Source organism: Kitasatospora sp. NPDC002543, assembly GCF_053594915.1.
In genome coordinates, this window is sequence record NZ_JBSFWR010000022.1 from 14070 (window position 1) to 27592 (window position 13523).

Below are 13523 nucleotides of genomic sequence, written 5' to 3' on the forward strand. Positions count from 1 at the left end.
GGTCAGTCCTCCTGTGGGGCGTCAGCGGCCGTCAGCGCGCGCATGACGCCGTCGGTGACGGTCGATCCGGCGACGCAGTGCTGTACGGCGCCGCCGCCGGGGTGGGTGGTGTAGGCGGGACCGGTGAGCCCGCCGTCGGGGTGGAGGGCCTGGTAGGCGTCGGTGGGGGCCGGGCGGCCGACCTCGAAGCCGACGAGGCTGATCCGCTCTGGGCCGGCCGGGGCCTGCTCGGTGGCCGGGTCGGCGTCGAGCTCGACCGGGTCCGGCTCGACCTCGGGCTCGACGGGGGTGGGCTTGACGGCCATCAGCTGCCTCCGATCACGCCGCGGGTCCGCAGCGCGGCCAGCAGGTTGTTGAAGTCGGCCTGGGTCGGGGCCGCCGCGATGTTGTTGACCACCGGGAGGGTGGCGCCGGACAGCAACGCGGCGCCGCCGGAGATGACCTGCACATCGACGGTGGCCTGCTCCGGGCGGCGGGTGCCGCCCTTGGTGAGGTTCGCCTGCAGGGGGACGCCGGCCATTACGGCAGCGCCTGGAACGTGACCTTGGTGAACGCGGCCGGGGTGTGCACCGCGAGGTTCGCGCGGCGTTCCGCCAGGATCACCAGGGTGTTGGCAATGAAGAAGTCGGCATGCGAGTCCGACATCAGGATGGTGACGCCCTGCCGCTCCCACAGCGTCGCGCCCATGCGGAACCCGCCCATCAGCGCGGTGCCCGCGGCCATGGCCACGGTGCTGACGACCGTCAGCCCCCAGATCCGCGGCGGGCCGCCGGCGTCCTGCACGTTGGCGATGACCCGGAACTCGCCGGTCGCCGTGGTGTCCAGCTCGATGTCCTGCCAGTCGCTGGGGTTGAGCACGACGGCGTCCGGCGGGTACAGCGCCAGCTCCTGGACCGTGCGCGCCTTGCGGATGGTGATGAGCTTGGCGTCGGTGTTCCCGCTGCCCGGCTGGTAGGTGTTGATGCCGGACGTGGTGAGGATGCCCTGCATCTCCGTGGTGCCGTTGCCAGTCAGCAGCTGCCGGTCCATCTTGAAGTCCAGGCCGTAGCCGAGACGTCCGTTGATGTAGCCGACCAGCTGTCCGTTGTCGTCCGCGGCCTGCCGGGTGATCGGCACCCAGTGCGCGCAGGTCTTCAGCGAAGTGGTGATCAGGTCGAACTGGAACGGGCCGCTCATGGGCTTGTTGGTGCCCTCTGGCACCACGGCTGCCTTGTTCCACGTGCCCGCCCCGGTGACCGGCCCGGACACGTCCCGCATGTACTCCAGGGTGGTGCCATCGCTCGTCTGCCGGTCCAGCAGGTTGGCGATCAGCAGCGGGTAGTCCGGGCTCTGCGGGATGATCCCCGGCTGCCTGTTGTTCTGCTTGAGCGGGGTGGCGGTGGTGACGGTGCCGGCCGGGGCGTCCCGGTGCTCGACGGCGATCTTGCCGACCATGCCGGACGCGCGGTAGTGCTCCAGCGCCTTCGACCGGACGAACGCCTCGGCCGCGCTGACGGCCGGGTGGTTGCCGTCATCGGGCTGCTGGCCGGGCTGCACCCGGGTGCCGGTGCCCTGCGGGGCGTCCGGCAGGGCGGCGGCCTGGAGCGCGCGCAGTCGGGCGTCGCGCTGCTGGGCCTGCTCGATCTGGCCGGTGATCTGGTCGGCGCGGGCGAGGAGTTCGTCCATGTCGCCGGTGTAGGTGTCGTCGGCGAGGAGGCGGAGCACCTCGTCGCGCTGCTCGGTGAGCGTCGGCGCGCCACCGGCGATCGGGTAGATCGGGTAGCGCTTGGTGGGGTCCTCGCCCCGGTGCGGCCGGCCCTTGCGGGTGCCGATCGCGCGGCGGGTGTTGCTCATCGCCGGGTCCTCTCGGTCCGTGGGACGCGGACGCGCGTCCCAGTGGTATCTGGGTCGCGTCCGTCTTTCACGGCCGGTGGAACGCCCCGGCAGAACCCGTGGCTTGTACGTCCGGTACGGGCGGCCCGGATGGGGAGCACAGTACGGCGGGGCCCGCCGGGGGCAGCTCGGCTACCAGCGGCGGGCCCCGGGTAACGGGCGTCAGCGGCCTGCGGTGGTGAGGCGGAGGCGGGCGGCGGCCCGACGGCGGGCGGCCTGGTCGGCGAGGCGCGCGCGCTCGGCGGCGACCCGGGCGTCGAGGTCGTCGGCCGGTCCGTCGTCGAAGAGCGCGCCGAGGGCGGCCCGCACCGTCTTCAGCTTGGAGCCCGGGACGGCGGCCATCCGCGCGGTGATCTGGCTGACCTCGACCAGCCGCGCGCTGCGGATGTTCCTCAGCTTCTCCTTGTACTCGTCCTCGGGCAGCGCGGCCAGCGCCTCCCAGCTCGGCAGGTCGGTGCGGACGAAACCGACGGACAGCTCCGGCGCGCTGCCGGAGCGGGCCATCGCGCGGGCGTCCCGGCCGGCCTGGGTGTCGTCGTAGCGGCCGGAGATGGCGAGATGGTCGCCGCGCTCCTCCGCCCGGAACGTGCCGACCGGCCGGGCCGGGTCGTGCATGAAGAGGAACGCGAAGTCGCCGCGCAGGCCCTTCCGGAAGACGCCGGGCTGGAACGTCGTGCCGTACGAGTCCTCGACCCCGTACCGGCAGGCGATCCCCTCGAACGTGCCGTCCTCACCCTCGGCGACGCGCCACTCCACCGCGTCCAGCTGCCGCAGCTCCAACTCGGCCATCAGCCCTGCTCCCTCTTCTTCAGGTTGTGCTCGGCGTACACCTCGGCGACGCCGTCCATCAGCCCGCGGTGCGCGGGCGACAGCCTCGGCGAGTACCGGTAGACGAGCGTGCCGTCCGGCCGGGGCCGGTCCAGCTCGTAGACGATGCGGTCGTTGGCCATGGCCAGCACGCGCGGCGGTTCGCCGTTCGGGTCGCGGCGGACGGCGATGCGGGTTCCGTCGTAGGGGCCGCGGCGGACCTCGGTGAGCGGGATGCCCGGCGGCCGGTACGCGCCCTGGTACTGGGCCAGTTCGGCGGCCTGGAGGATGGCGGGGGCCTCGCCCCGCAGCAGGGTGGCCATGTCAGTTCTCCTCGTACTCGAACAGCAGGGTGCACCTGCAGTTGATCGACTGGTTCGCGGGGGCGGCCGGGTCGCCGGGCCACCGGGACTGCGTGGCCGTGAACCGCTTGTTCAACGGCACGGTGTCGCCGTTCGCGACCCGATGCGACTGGCGGGTCCTGGTGTCGTTGGTGGCGAGCCACTTCTTGCGCACCGCGCCGGCGTCTAGCGCGGCCATCACCGCCGCGGCGTTGTAGGCGCCCACCGTCTCGGTGCGGGCGATCATCGTGGCCCGGTAGTCCGACAGGTCCGTGAACACCTTCTGCAGGCGGGCCCGTAGCTGGGGGATCGACTCGCCTTCCGCGACGCCGTGCTGCAGGAGCTGGGACTCCAGCACCTGCCGGGTGGTTGCGGTGACCTGCCCGGCCAGTTCGTCGACCCGGTCCTGCAGGGCCTGCGCGACGGTGGGCTGTTCCAGGTCGAAGCCGTCCTGGACGCCCTCGGCGCCGCGCTTCCACGCACGGCGGATGAACGGGGCGAGCGCCTCGGCCGTCCGCCGCTTCCAGTACCGGGGGTCGAACAAGTCCCGCGCGCGGATGCGCTCCTCCCAGCCGTCCGGGCCCGACGCGACGTCCAGCCCGGTCATCTCGGCGGCCGGCGCCTGCTCGGGGTCGGGGGTGGTGATGCGGACCCGGCCCTCGACGGCCAGCGCGGCGGCCTGCCCGCGCAGACCGGCGAGCCACTCGGCAGAGCGCTGGGGCTTGCCCATCAGCCGGTCGAAGTCGCGGAGGACGGCGGCGGCCTGCTCCTTGGCGAGGCGGCGGATGGCGGCTCGGCCCTCGGCCTCGATCGCGTCGTAGGCGGCGTGCACGTCCTGCGCTGACGGGGTGCTGACGCGCGTCACCTGCGGCGGCCCGGGGGCGATCGGGAGCGGCCGGTGCGGGGCGGCGAGCGCGGCGGCGACCCGGGCGGCGAGCTGCTCGACCAGGTCATCCGGTGCGGCCAGCAGCTGCAGCAGGCCGAGGTCGGCGCGGGCGCCGGCGGCCGGGGCGGGTACGGGGGCGAACTGGGCGCGGTAGGGGGTGATGGTCTGGTCGCCGATGCCGCCGGGCAGCGCGGGTCGGCCGATCTCCGCGCGGGCCTCGTCGATCGTCAGGAGGTCGGCGGCGGTGTTGTCCCGGACCCGGGTGGCGCGGGAGTCCTGGGTCTCCTGCAGCGCGTCGACCGCGTCGTACGCCCACCCTGCGTCCTCGGCGTCGGATGGCAGGAGCCGCAGGTCGACCTCGGAGGCGATCACGTCCAACTTGGGCTTGATCGTGTCGGACCACAACGTCGCCTTGCTGGCCGCCCGGTTCTCGTAGGTCGCCCCTCCCATCAAGTAGTCCCGCGGCACACCGAACGCGAGCATGACCTCGCTCGCGTTGGCCATGCGCGATTCGAGGTAGTCCATCTCCTCCGCCGTCAGCCCGACCCTGGAGTACGACGGAGCCGCCCCGGCCGAGCCGGGCGGGGAGGCGACCAGCAACGCGCGGCCGGCGTTGGCCGGTCCGGCCACGCTGGACTTCCACGCGGCGCGGGCCTGCGCGTACTGCTCCTCGGCCATCTCGCCGAGGTACACCACACCGGTCGGGCTCGCGCCGTTGCGGTAGCTGGAGCGCTGCCACTCGCGGGCGTACGCGTCCATGTCGACGGCGTGCCGTGCGGCCTTCCACGGGGCGAGGCAGCCGAGCGGCTCGAAGGGGTGCGGGTAGCGGATCCACAGCACCTCCTCGGGGAGGAGGGGGATGCGTTGTCCGTCGGACCGGTTGACGACGTAGCCGAGGATGTCGCGGGCGGTGGGCCGGTCGGCGGCCGGCCGGTCGACGACGACCTGCACGGGGTCGTAGATGTTGTACGCGGCCTGGACGTCGCCCTGCCGGGTCTCGCCGCGGTCGAGGTAGACGAAGGCCTGTCCGGCCAGTTCGCCCTGCTGCAGCACGACCGACTTGAAGACCCTCGCGCTGACCTGCTCGTTGGGCCGCTTGTTGAAGAGGTGCGCGACCGGGTGCCCCACGATCTCGTCGCCCTCGGCGTTGCGCACCACCATGTCCACCGAGGCGCCGTTGTCGGCGATCGCCGCGACGCACCGGTACGCCACCGCGCTGTTGGAGTAGCCGCGGGACTCCGCGTCGAGGTCGAGGGTCAGCGTGCTGCCGGACGACAGCACCAGCGGCCGGCGGTCCCGCAGGGTGTCCAGGGCTGCGGGCGCGGTGGAGCGCCGTCCGAATAGGGCGTGACGGGCGTCAGCGAGGCGTCCCACCAGCGTCATCCTCTCGTCAGGCCGCGGCGGCGTAGTTGCCGGCGGCGGTGAGCATCAGGTGTGTCAGGGCCCAGACGAGGGCGTCGAGGCGGTCGGGGCTGTCGGCGAGGCCGGGTACCCAGGTGGTGAGCTGGTCGTCGAGCGGGGAGGAACGGACGACGAGGTGGGCGGCGTGCTGCTCGAACAACGCGGCCACCGGCTCAGCGCGGGTGAGCTTGCCCCGGGAGGCACGCACCACGCGGTAGTTGATGGTCGGGTCGACCTGCCGTAGAACGGTGCCGATCCACTCGCCGCCGTTGTTGACCTCGGCGACGATCGCGTCCGCCCGATGCGCGTGGTACGCCTCAACGGCCTTGCGTGCGGCATCGATCGGCCGCATCCGGCCGGACAGGTCGTCGATCACGTAGCCGTGCTGGCGCATCGTGCCGTTGATGTCGGGCACGCGGGCGGCGCCGAGTCCGGCCACGATGATGCCCATCTCGTCGGCTTCCTCGGTGGAGGTGGCGGCCGGGTCGACCGCGACGACGACCCGGGCGAACGGCGGGGCCGCACCAACGCGGGTGGAGTCGAGCAGGCCGACCGACCACAGGGCGCCCTCGACGTCGGTGAGGATCTCGCCGTTCAGTTCCTGCCTCTCCAGACGGGTGCCGGCGTACTGAGCCAGGAGCTTGGTGCGCATCATCTCGGGCAGGTGGTGGGCATCGCGGGTGCGGCCGCGGGTGGTGATGACATCGTCCCGGGCGAGGAGGTCAACCAGCTCAGGCCGGGGCTTCGGGGTGGTGGACGCGATGTAGTGGGGGTTCGCGCCGATGCGCAGTCCCATGGCGGAGTGCGCGAGCGCGGCGCCGAGGTGTCGCATCGCGGCGGCCTCCTCCAGCCAGACGAGGCACCTGTTGCCGCCGGAGCGGAGGCGTTCGACGTCGTCCGGGCCGTGCGCCCCGAAGAGCTTGGCCTCGGCCCCACTGGGCCACTTCGCGTAGGTGCCGCCGACGGTGGTCCGCAGCATCACCCGGGCGTCGTGGGCCTTGAGCCCGCTGGGCCCGTTGACGGCCGACTCGACGGCGTCACCCTGCGTCGGAGCGATGATGCTCATGCGGTGCCCGCCCGGCAGCCGGGGGTCGCACGGCGGGCCGTTGACGTGCGCGACCATGTACCTGGCACAGCCGTCGGTCTTGCCCGTGCCGCGGCCTCCGAGCTGCAGCCACATGCCGTGCGTCTCGATCTCCCCGGGCGGGACCTGCCACGGGTACGGCGTCCAGGCGTTCCACCGCTTCTGCCAGAGCTGGGCCGCGAGTTCCCGCTCCAGCACCTCCAGCTCTTCGGGGGTGTAGGTCTCCAGCTCGGCCAGCAGCTCGGTGGGCAGCGTCACTGGCCGGCCTCGGCGATCTGCTCGGCCAGCGCCCGGATGCGGGCGATGCGCTCATCGGTGGGCTCGGTCTTGATGCGCACGGGGGCGTCGAGGCCCCACAGGCGGGCGTGCCGGTCCATGGCGCGGATGACGACCTCGGCGGCGCGCGCGTCACCGGCGGCGGCCTTGGGGAGTAGGCCCTCCATGACGGTCTCCAGGACGGTGATCTGCTCGCCGATCAGGGCGTCCCGGTCGGGGGCGGTCTCGCGGGCGCGCTCGGCCAACGCGTTCTGCACGTACCGCCACGCCGTCTTCGGGTCGACGCCGAGCTGTGCGGCGATGGCGCGGTAGGACATGCCGGTGCGCCGCAGTTCGACGGCGTCGGACGCGGCGAATCGGGCCTGCGTGATGTCGGCTCGCTGGTGCGGCATGAAAGGACCTCCCTGCCCAGGGAGGGTAGGGAGGTCTCGGGAACGGGCAGCTCGGCTACCGCGTGTCCAGAAGTTCCTGGGCTGCGGCTCGCTCCGCGGTGGAGAAGCACGTGGGGTTCTGGACGATGACCTGCATGGCCATGCGTGCGTTCCGGCGCCCCTCGTCGCTGCTCTTCGGCGCTGTTGTGGCGCTGTTCAGGAAGTCGGAGAACGACTTGGTGACGTCAGCACACGATGCGGCGGTTGGCGCGGGGGCAGGTGTGCTGCTGCCGGTGGTGCTCACCCGCCCGACGGCAACTCCGGCTACGAACAACACGATCGCGCCTACGACCATGGCACCGGTACGTCGCGCTTCAGCCCGGGCACGGCGGTCAGCCGATCTTGCGGTTTGGGAGGTGAGCTGGTCAGGGATGTCGTTCACGATGCTGCTCTCGGATCAGGCGGCGCGGAGCTGCTGCTCGGGCGGGTAGGTGGCGAGGACCGGCTCCAGACGTTCAACCTCGGCGCGCAGGGTGCCGCGGATCAGCCCGTCGGACAGAGTGCCGTGTCCGGCCTGCTCCAGTGCGGTGCGCATCGTGGCGGTGCCGGGCCGACGGCCGCCGTCGTACAGGGGGCGGAGTACCGCGCACCGCGGGTCCGAGTACGCCGGCGGCAGGGCGGGCGGCGTGGTCGGGCGGGGCGGCAGGACCGGGGCGGTGACGGCCGTCAGCCCCGACTCGGTGGGCGCCGGCCGCCGGTCAAGGGGTGGCTGCGGTGCGGTCGGCTGGCCGATCAGGGCCCGGTACAGCTGCCGCATCAACGCGGTGAACGCGAGCAGGGCGGCGGTCGGGGGGATCGCGGCGACGACCTGGGTGGTGGTGTCGACGTCGGCACCGACGCTCACGACGTTGAGGACGATGGAGCCGGCCGAACCGGTGGCGACGAGGATCATGGCGAGCCAGTCAAGGCGGCGCATCAGCGAGGCCCGGAGGACGAGCAGCTCACCGGACACGACGAACGCGTCCAGGGTGGCCGGCCACGCCCACGCGCGGGCGCCGGTGAGGTGGTGGTCGAGCGCCAGATCGTGCAGGGCCTCGTAGCTCAACCAGAACGCCACGCCGGTCAGCGTGATGGTGACGAGGGCGGCGCCGATGGTGAGGCCGAGGACGGCCCGGTGCCGGTCGACGGCGCGGGTAGGCTGGGTGATGGCCATGGGAGTGCATGCTCCTGCGGTCAAGGGCCGGGCCGGGGCTGCGATCCCCGTGCCTGGCCCGCCTTGTTGTTGCTGGTCAGTCTACCGGTGACGGGCGTCAACACGCCCACGTGGTGCGGGTGTTCACGCGGCGAGGGCCGCGCCACGCTTGTACGGCTGCACCTGGGCCGAGTGCGCCGCGAGGCATGGCGGACAGGCCGGGACACCGAGCAGGAGGTGCAGCCGGTAGCCGCGGCGGGTGGGGCCGTCCGGGCGGGCGTGTTCGGCGTCAAGGGCGGAGGCCCGGTCGTCGCGGACGCGGGCGTCGTACGCCCGGTCGCAGACCCGGCACTGCTCCTGCCGACCGATGTGGCGGCGGCGGGCCTGTTCGGTGCCGCAGCGTGGGGCCGGGTCGACGGGGATACGGGGGAGGTCGGGGAGTTCGGTGCGGGGGGTGCCGCGGTCGTTGTCGGTGCGGCCGGCCCAGGTGCCCCACTCGGCGTGCTCGGTGGCCCAGGTGTTGCAGGCCTGCCGGACGGGGCAGGCGGCGCACAGGGCGGCGGCCTGGTCGAGGGTGTCGGGGGTGTCGAACAGCTCGGGTTGGCCGACGCAGGGGAGGAGACCAGCCTCGGTGCGGGGGATGAACGTGGGCAGCATGGGGTCGGCCTCCTCAGGGTGACGGGTGTCAGCGGTTGCGGGTCTTGCGCTGCTGGCGTTTGAGGGCGCGGCGTGCGGCCCGGTTCGGCTGGGGGTTGGGCGCGTCGTCGGGGACGACGGTCTCGGTGCGGGTGGTGGTGGTCTCCCAGGTGCGGCCGGGGCGGGGCGTGTGCTCGGTGGTCACTGGGGCTCCAGGGTGGTGATGATGCGGGCGAACTGGTCGTCGGTGGCGGCCTGCTCGGTCTCCTCGGTCTGCTGCCGGGTGTCGAGGTGGCCGAGGAGGGCTGACCCGAGGCCGGCGCCGAGGAGGGCGCCGGCCAGGACCAGCCACGGGAACACGGTCACGTGGGCGGCTCGGCAAGGATGTGGCGGGCGAGGCGTTGGGCGGCCGCGTGGACTGGTACGTCGCCGGGGCCACCGGTGACCTGGATCTCGGTGCCGACGTAGGTGTCCATGTCGGTGGCGATCTCGTTGAGGAGGTCTGCGAGTTCGGGCGGCCGGGCGACAGCGGCGGCTTTGCGGACCTGCCTGGAGATGGCGAGGGCGGTGGTTCGGGGTCGGCGTTCGCGGATGCGTTCGCGGGCGGCGTCGCGGTCGTAGGTGGTCACTGGTCGCCTCCGTCGGTCCAGATGATGCGGGTGTGGCCGCCGTGGCCGTGGACGGCGGTGGCGTGGTCGATGTGGGTCCAGTTGACGGTGGAGGGCATGTCGCCGGTCCAGCGGATGGTGACGGTGCCGTCGGGCCACTGGACGCCGTGGGCGACGATGCCGGTGCCGCTGATGCCGGTGATGTCGGTGTCGCGCTGGAGGTGGAAGAGACGGGGCTTGGTCACGGTGGTCTCCTTCGGGGTGGGCTGGTTGTGGATCTGGATGGCGTGGTCGAGGCTGTGGGCGCCGAGCGCGCGGACGGCGCGGAGAACGGCGTTGCGGACGTCCCGTTCGGTGCGGCTTAGGGCGCGGGCGATCTCGTAGTCGCGGTAGCCCTGGGTGCGGTAGCGGAGGACGTCTGCCTCGAAGGCGGTGAGGGCCCTGGTCACTGCTGGCCGCCGTCCTGGCTGAGCACCACGCGGGCGACGGCGAGGGCGTGCTCGGAGTCCTCGGAGCCGGCAGCGGCGTGCCGCTGGAACTCGGCCTCGTCCTCCAGCCACGTGGCGATCAGCAGGCCGGTGGCGGGGTCCATGGTGGCGATCCACTCGCCGTACGGGCGGATGATGCCGGGGGCCTGGCGGTGGCCGGTGACGGCGCCGCCGCCTGCGACACGGTGGCCGTCGGCGGTGCGAACGGTGCCGTAGCCACCGTGCTGGTCGGAGTCGAGGGTCTGGCGGTAGGTCCAGGTGGGTCCGCCGTGGTTGGCGGCGGTGGTGGCGCGGTTGCGCAGAAGGTGTGCTGCGGCGGCGAGCAGGTCGGCGGGGGTCTGGTCGGTCACGGGCGCTCCTCGGGGGCTGGGGCCGCCCGCGGGGTGCGGGCGGCTGACGGGCGTCACCGGGGTGTCAGCTGGTCGTGGCGCGGACGGCGGCGAGGATCGTGGCGGTGGCGCAGGGCCACGCGCGGGCGGTGCGGCCCAGGTGGCTGCACTCTGGACAGATCGTCCAGCCGCCGTGCTGGCGGGGCTGGTGGAGTCGGTCGACAGCGGCGAGGGTGTTCAGCTCGGGCTGCACGACGGTGAGCATCGCGTTGACGAGGCCCTGCCGCTCGCCCCAGGGGCGGACGGAGTCGGCATCGAGGGCGGCGACCAGTCGCTCGCGGAGGCTGGCGGGCGGCGGGGTGTTGGTCACCGGGCACCGCCGGCAGCGCTGTTGAGGCGGACCTGCACCTCGGCGACGGTGTCGAGGTGCCAGCGGGGGCCGATCACGGTGCTGGCGATCTCGGCGGCCTCGGCGAGCACCTCGGCGCGGTACGAGTCGAGCAACTCGGCGGCCTGGTCCTCGGGCAGGCCGAGGACATCGGCGTCGTGCTCGGTGGGGTCGCACAGCGCGGTCAGCAGCTGCTCGCGGATGGTGGGCATGGTGTGCTCCGTGGTGGGTGTGTGTGGTGGCCGGTGGGTGCCGATCGCGGGGGTAGTCAGGTGGTGGTCTGCTGCTGCGCGGCGAACTGCTCGCGGAGTTCGGCGCCGTTCTGGAGGAAGTGGTGGATCATCTGCGGGTCGAAGTCGGTGCCGTGGATGGTGATCATCTCGGCGATGTTGTCGGCGGCCTGTCGGTAGCCGGCGGCCTTGGCGGTGGCGAGTTCGGCCTCCAGCTGCCGGACCCGGTTGAGCAGGGCGGGCACGTCGGCGGCGGATTCCTGCGAGGGGCAGGTCATGAAGGCGGCGCCCCTGCTCTGCTCGTGCAGGACGGCATAGGTGTCGTAGCGGGCCTGGATGGCGTTGAGGTCGAGGGGCGCGTCGGGCTGGGTGCTGGTGCCGCGGCAGGTGAGGCAGGTCGAGCTGTCGTAGCCGTGGCAGGTGGTGCACTCGGCGGCGGGCTGGGGCTGGTTCATCGGGTGGTCTCCTGGGTGGCGGTCGGAGCGGGCTGGTGGATGCGTATGGCCTGGGGGCCGGTGCGGGCGGTGAGGAGCAGGCCGGTGCCGTCGGCGGGGGCGGCGGTGCCGATGCGGATGGGCGCGGTGTCGGGGAGGCGGTCGAGCCAGGCGCGGAGGGCGGGGAGGTCGTCTGCGGGGATGGTGTGGGTCCAGGGGCCGCCGGTGGTGGGGGTGTGGCGTGGGGGCTGGTCGGGGGCGACGGCTTGGAGGGCGGGGCCGAGGACGTCGTGGTGGACGGTGGTGAGGGTGATGGAGCCGGGTTGGCGGAGGAGCCAGGCGAGTTCGGTGGCGAGGAGGGTGGTGCGGCCGGGGGTGTTGGTCATCAGGTGTCCTCGGTGTTGGGGCAGATGGTGGTGTCGCAGAGGAGGTGGGTGTCGTAGCCGGCGGTGGCTCGGTAGGCGGGGAGGGGGTGTCCGCAGTTGGTGCAGAGAGGCTCTTGGGTTCCCCGGTGCGCACCCCCTTCCCCCTCCTTAGGGAGGGGGCGGGGGAAGGAAGGTGCTGTTGGCACGGTTCCCCCGGGTTCCCCAGATGTTCCCGGGGAATGGTTGACCTGCGGTTTTGTCTGGGGATTCCCCGGAGCCGGGGGAAGGTCTGTGGCGCTGGGCGTTTCAAGATCGCGGGGAAGGTGCGGGGGAACCTTATTTGTCGCTTTTGTCGCCTTCGCCTTGCGGACCCGGACCGCCTCCTCGATTCGGTCCTTCCGCACCCGGATGCCGTTCGCCCCGCACCACTCGCGGACCTTCGGATTGCCCCACGTCGGATCGACGCCGGCCGTGTCGAGCTGGTCGACGAGCCACTCGGTGGTGCCCTCGATCAGGGCGGCGCGGTCGGCGAACGTCATCGGTTCGTGGCGGGTGGCTCCGGCGACCCAGTCGTCGCCGATCTTGCGGCTGTGGCGGATCAGGGTGAACTCGTCCGGGCCGATGCCGGTGCGGGAGTGGGTGCGCTTGAGGGAGAGGATGCCGCCGCCCTGGGCGCGCAACTCCCAGACGTGGTCGACGTCCTGGACCTTGGCGGAGGAGCCGCGGGCGCCGCGTTCGTTGTCCTTCCCGAAGTGGTCGAGCCGGATTGAGGCGATGCCGGCGGCCTTGAGCGGCATGAGGGTGTGGCGGTACAGGGCGAGCCAGGTGTCGGCGGTGTTCTCCTCGCCGGAGATGAACCGCGACACGGTGTCGATGACGACGACCTCGGCGCCGACTGCCTTGGCAGTGGCGAGGAGGTCTTGGCCGCCGGCAGCGGTGTCGAGGGGGCGGATCGGGGGGAACGACAGGTAGGTCAGGGCGCCCATGGTCTGGGGGCCGGCGCCGAACGAGCGGAGGCGCTGCTGCAACTCCGGGTGGCCGTTCTCCGCGTCGATGTACAGAACCCTGACTACGGGCTGCGGGGTGTCGCCGAGGGCACTCTGCCCGGTGGCAACCCGCCACACCCACTCCTGCATGAACAGCGACTTACCGGCCTTGCCGTCGCCGACGACGGCGATCTGCTGGCCGGGGGCGAGGAGCCGGCCGGGCAGCAACTGCACGTTGGTGTAGTCGGCGGCGAACAGAGCGCTCCAGTCGAGGGCAGCGGCGAGGATGTGCGCGGGGCCGCCGCCGGAGGCCTGCGCGGTGCGGGCGGCTTCGTGCTCCTGGTAGCGGGCGATGATGGCGCCGACGTCGTCCGGCCCGGCACCAACGTGGGCGGCAGCCCGGATGCGGATGCCGAGGTCGTCGGCCCGGCGGGTGGCGGCCTTGTCACGGACGATCTCCGCGAAGTGGCCGACCGCGCCCGGGGGGACGTTCAGGTTGCTGATGTCGTTGATGAGCATGCCGCCGGCCACTTCGCGGAGTCGGCCGAGCTTCTCGACCTTGTCGCGGACGGCGACGAAGTGGGTGGGCGCCCCTTCGCTGACGAGCTGCCCGATGACATCCCAGATCAGCTGATGCCCCAGACGGTGGAAGTCCGTCCGGTCGAGGCCGGCATCCATGGCCTCGGCGTAGGCCAGAGCGTTGCCCATCGAGCTGCCGAGCACCAACTGCTCGGCGTGCTCGTCCCACGCGACGTCGCGGGTGATGTAGTCCTCGCCGTCGTCCTCCGGCGGGGCCGGGAAGGGGTGGACGTTGCTCACGGTGCGGTGC

General features: G+C 72.6%; 21 protein-coding genes. All 21 read right to left on the reverse strand.

Annotated elements, in window-relative coordinates; genetic code table 11:
- Nucleotides 1-2 precede the first annotated feature (2 nt).
- Nucleotides 3-305 carry a hypothetical protein gene (locus ACWD4P_RS12655; RefSeq protein ID WP_449779561.1) on the reverse strand — a complete coding sequence of 101 codons (303 nt, stop codon included), beginning with the start codon at nt 303-305 and terminating at the stop codon, nt 3-5.
- A complete protein-coding gene (locus tag ACWD4P_RS12660; RefSeq protein WP_449779562.1) occupies nt 305-520 on the reverse strand; it encodes a hypothetical protein in 216 nt (71 codons plus the stop codon). Before ACWD4P_RS12660 ends, ACWD4P_RS12655 begins: the two co-directional genes overlap by 1 nt.
- Nucleotides 520-1833: a phage major capsid protein gene (locus ACWD4P_RS12665; protein WP_449779563.1), complete on the reverse strand. Its 1314-nt coding sequence runs from the start codon at nt 1831-1833 to the stop codon at nt 520-522. The genes ACWD4P_RS12660 and ACWD4P_RS12665 overlap by 1 nt, the downstream gene beginning before the upstream one ends.
- A gap of 201 nt (nt 1834-2034) precedes the next feature.
- Nucleotides 2035-2661 carry an HK97 family phage prohead protease gene (locus ACWD4P_RS12670; RefSeq protein ID WP_449779564.1) on the reverse strand — a complete coding sequence of 209 codons (627 nt, stop codon included), beginning with the start codon at nt 2659-2661 and terminating at the stop codon, nt 2035-2037.
- A complete protein-coding gene (locus ACWD4P_RS12675) occupies nt 2661-3002 on the reverse strand; it encodes a hypothetical protein (RefSeq protein WP_449779565.1) in 342 nt (113 codons plus the stop codon). Before ACWD4P_RS12675 ends, ACWD4P_RS12670 begins: the two co-directional genes overlap by 1 nt.
- 1 nt (nt 3003) lies before the next feature.
- Entirely contained in the window at nt 3004-5280 is a 2277-nt protein-coding gene (locus ACWD4P_RS12680) for a phage portal protein (RefSeq protein WP_449779566.1), read from the reverse strand.
- Between the two features lie 16 nt (nt 5281-5296).
- Nucleotides 5297-6649, reverse strand: a complete 1353-nt coding sequence (locus tag ACWD4P_RS12685; protein ID WP_449779567.1) for a phage terminase large subunit family protein — start codon at nt 6647-6649, stop codon at nt 5297-5299.
- Nucleotides 6646-7059, reverse strand: coding sequence for a helix-turn-helix domain-containing protein (locus ACWD4P_RS12690; RefSeq protein WP_449779568.1), 414 nt, complete (start codon nt 7057-7059; stop codon nt 6646-6648). Before ACWD4P_RS12690 ends, ACWD4P_RS12685 begins: the two co-directional genes overlap by 4 nt.
- Nucleotides 7060-7114: 55 nt before the next feature.
- Nucleotides 7115-7480, reverse strand: a complete 366-nt coding sequence (locus ACWD4P_RS12695) for a hypothetical protein (protein WP_449779569.1) — start codon at nt 7478-7480, stop codon at nt 7115-7117.
- Between the two features lie 15 nt (nt 7481-7495).
- Nucleotides 7496-8251: a DUF2637 domain-containing protein gene (locus tag ACWD4P_RS12700; protein ID WP_449779570.1), complete on the reverse strand. Its 756-nt coding sequence runs from the start codon at nt 8249-8251 to the stop codon at nt 7496-7498.
- Nucleotides 8252-8374: 123 nt separating this feature from the next.
- On the reverse strand, nt 8375-8887 hold the full coding sequence (locus ACWD4P_RS12705; protein WP_449779571.1) for a WhiB family transcriptional regulator: 513 nt from the start codon (nt 8885-8887) through the stop codon (nt 8375-8377).
- A 28-nt stretch (nt 8888-8915) separates the two neighbouring features.
- Complete coding sequence (locus tag ACWD4P_RS12710; protein ID WP_449779572.1) at nt 8916-9071, reverse strand: hypothetical protein; 156 nt, start codon at nt 9069-9071, stop codon at nt 8916-8918.
- Nucleotides 9068-9232 carry a hypothetical protein gene (locus ACWD4P_RS12715; RefSeq protein WP_449779573.1) on the reverse strand — a complete coding sequence of 55 codons (165 nt, stop codon included), beginning with the start codon at nt 9230-9232 and terminating at the stop codon, nt 9068-9070. The genes ACWD4P_RS12710 and ACWD4P_RS12715 overlap by 4 nt, the downstream gene beginning before the upstream one ends.
- Nucleotides 9229-9495 (reverse strand): hypothetical protein, encoded by a 267-nt coding sequence (locus ACWD4P_RS12720; RefSeq protein ID WP_449779574.1) that lies wholly within the window; start codon nt 9493-9495, stop codon nt 9229-9231. Before ACWD4P_RS12720 ends, ACWD4P_RS12715 begins: the two co-directional genes overlap by 4 nt.
- Complete coding sequence (locus ACWD4P_RS12725) at nt 9492-9923, reverse strand: hypothetical protein (protein WP_449779575.1); 432 nt, start codon at nt 9921-9923, stop codon at nt 9492-9494. The genes ACWD4P_RS12720 and ACWD4P_RS12725 overlap by 4 nt, the downstream gene beginning before the upstream one ends.
- Nucleotides 9920-10312 (reverse strand): hypothetical protein, encoded by a 393-nt coding sequence (locus ACWD4P_RS12730; RefSeq protein WP_449779576.1) that lies wholly within the window; start codon nt 10310-10312, stop codon nt 9920-9922. The genes ACWD4P_RS12725 and ACWD4P_RS12730 overlap by 4 nt, the downstream gene beginning before the upstream one ends.
- A gap of 64 nt (nt 10313-10376) precedes the next feature.
- Nucleotides 10377-10661, reverse strand: coding sequence for a hypothetical protein (locus ACWD4P_RS12735; protein WP_449779577.1), 285 nt, complete (start codon nt 10659-10661; stop codon nt 10377-10379).
- Nucleotides 10658-10891 carry a hypothetical protein gene (locus tag ACWD4P_RS12740; RefSeq protein WP_449779578.1) on the reverse strand — a complete coding sequence of 78 codons (234 nt, stop codon included), beginning with the start codon at nt 10889-10891 and terminating at the stop codon, nt 10658-10660. The genes ACWD4P_RS12735 and ACWD4P_RS12740 overlap by 4 nt, the downstream gene beginning before the upstream one ends.
- Nucleotides 10892-10947: 56 nt before the next feature.
- The gene (locus ACWD4P_RS12745) at nt 10948-11364 is read right to left on the reverse strand and encodes a hypothetical protein (RefSeq protein ID WP_449779579.1); all 417 of its coding nucleotides are present in this window, start codon (nt 11362-11364) and stop codon (nt 10948-10950) included.
- Nucleotides 11361-11729, reverse strand: coding sequence for a hypothetical protein (locus tag ACWD4P_RS12750; protein WP_449779580.1), 369 nt, complete (start codon nt 11727-11729; stop codon nt 11361-11363). Before ACWD4P_RS12750 ends, ACWD4P_RS12745 begins: the two co-directional genes overlap by 4 nt.
- Entirely contained in the window at nt 11729-13513 is a 1785-nt protein-coding gene (locus ACWD4P_RS12755) for an AAA family ATPase (RefSeq protein ID WP_449779581.1), read from the reverse strand. Before ACWD4P_RS12755 ends, ACWD4P_RS12750 begins: the two co-directional genes overlap by 1 nt.
- Between the last annotated feature and the right edge of the window lie 10 nt (nt 13514-13523).

Coding starts and splice junctions, on each gene's coding strand:
- ACWD4P_RS12675 (WP_449779565.1), bottom strand. CDS start 3,002: ATGGCCACCCTGCTGCGGGGCGAGGCCCCCGCCATCCTCCAGGCCGCC.
- ACWD4P_RS12660 (WP_449779562.1), bottom strand. CDS start 520: ATGGCCGGCGTCCCCCTGCAGGCGAACCTCACCAAGGGCGGCACCCGC.
- ACWD4P_RS12690 (WP_449779568.1), bottom strand. CDS start 7,059: ATGCCGCACCAGCGAGCCGACATCACGCAGGCCCGATTCGCCGCGTCC.
- ACWD4P_RS12750 (WP_449779580.1), bottom strand. CDS start 11,729: ATGACCAACACCCCCGGCCGCACCACCCTCCTCGCCACCGAACTCGCC.
- ACWD4P_RS12665 (WP_449779563.1), bottom strand. CDS start 1,833: ATGAGCAACACCCGCCGCGCGATCGGCACCCGCAAGGGCCGGCCGCAC.
- ACWD4P_RS12705 (WP_449779571.1), bottom strand. CDS start 8,887: ATGCTGCCCACGTTCATCCCCCGCACCGAGGCTGGTCTCCTCCCCTGC.
- ACWD4P_RS12745 (WP_449779579.1), bottom strand. CDS start 11,364: ATGAACCAGCCCCAGCCCGCCGCCGAGTGCACCACCTGCCACGGCTAC.
- ACWD4P_RS12700 (WP_449779570.1), bottom strand. CDS start 8,251: ATGGCCATCACCCAGCCTACCCGCGCCGTCGACCGGCACCGGGCCGTC.
- ACWD4P_RS12740 (WP_449779578.1), bottom strand. CDS start 10,891: ATGCCCACCATCCGCGAGCAGCTGCTGACCGCGCTGTGCGACCCCACC.
- ACWD4P_RS12655 (WP_449779561.1), bottom strand. CDS start 305: ATGGCCGTCAAGCCCACCCCCGTCGAGCCCGAGGTCGAGCCGGACCCG.
- ACWD4P_RS12670 (WP_449779564.1), bottom strand. CDS start 2,661: ATGGCCGAGTTGGAGCTGCGGCAGCTGGACGCGGTGGAGTGGCGCGTC.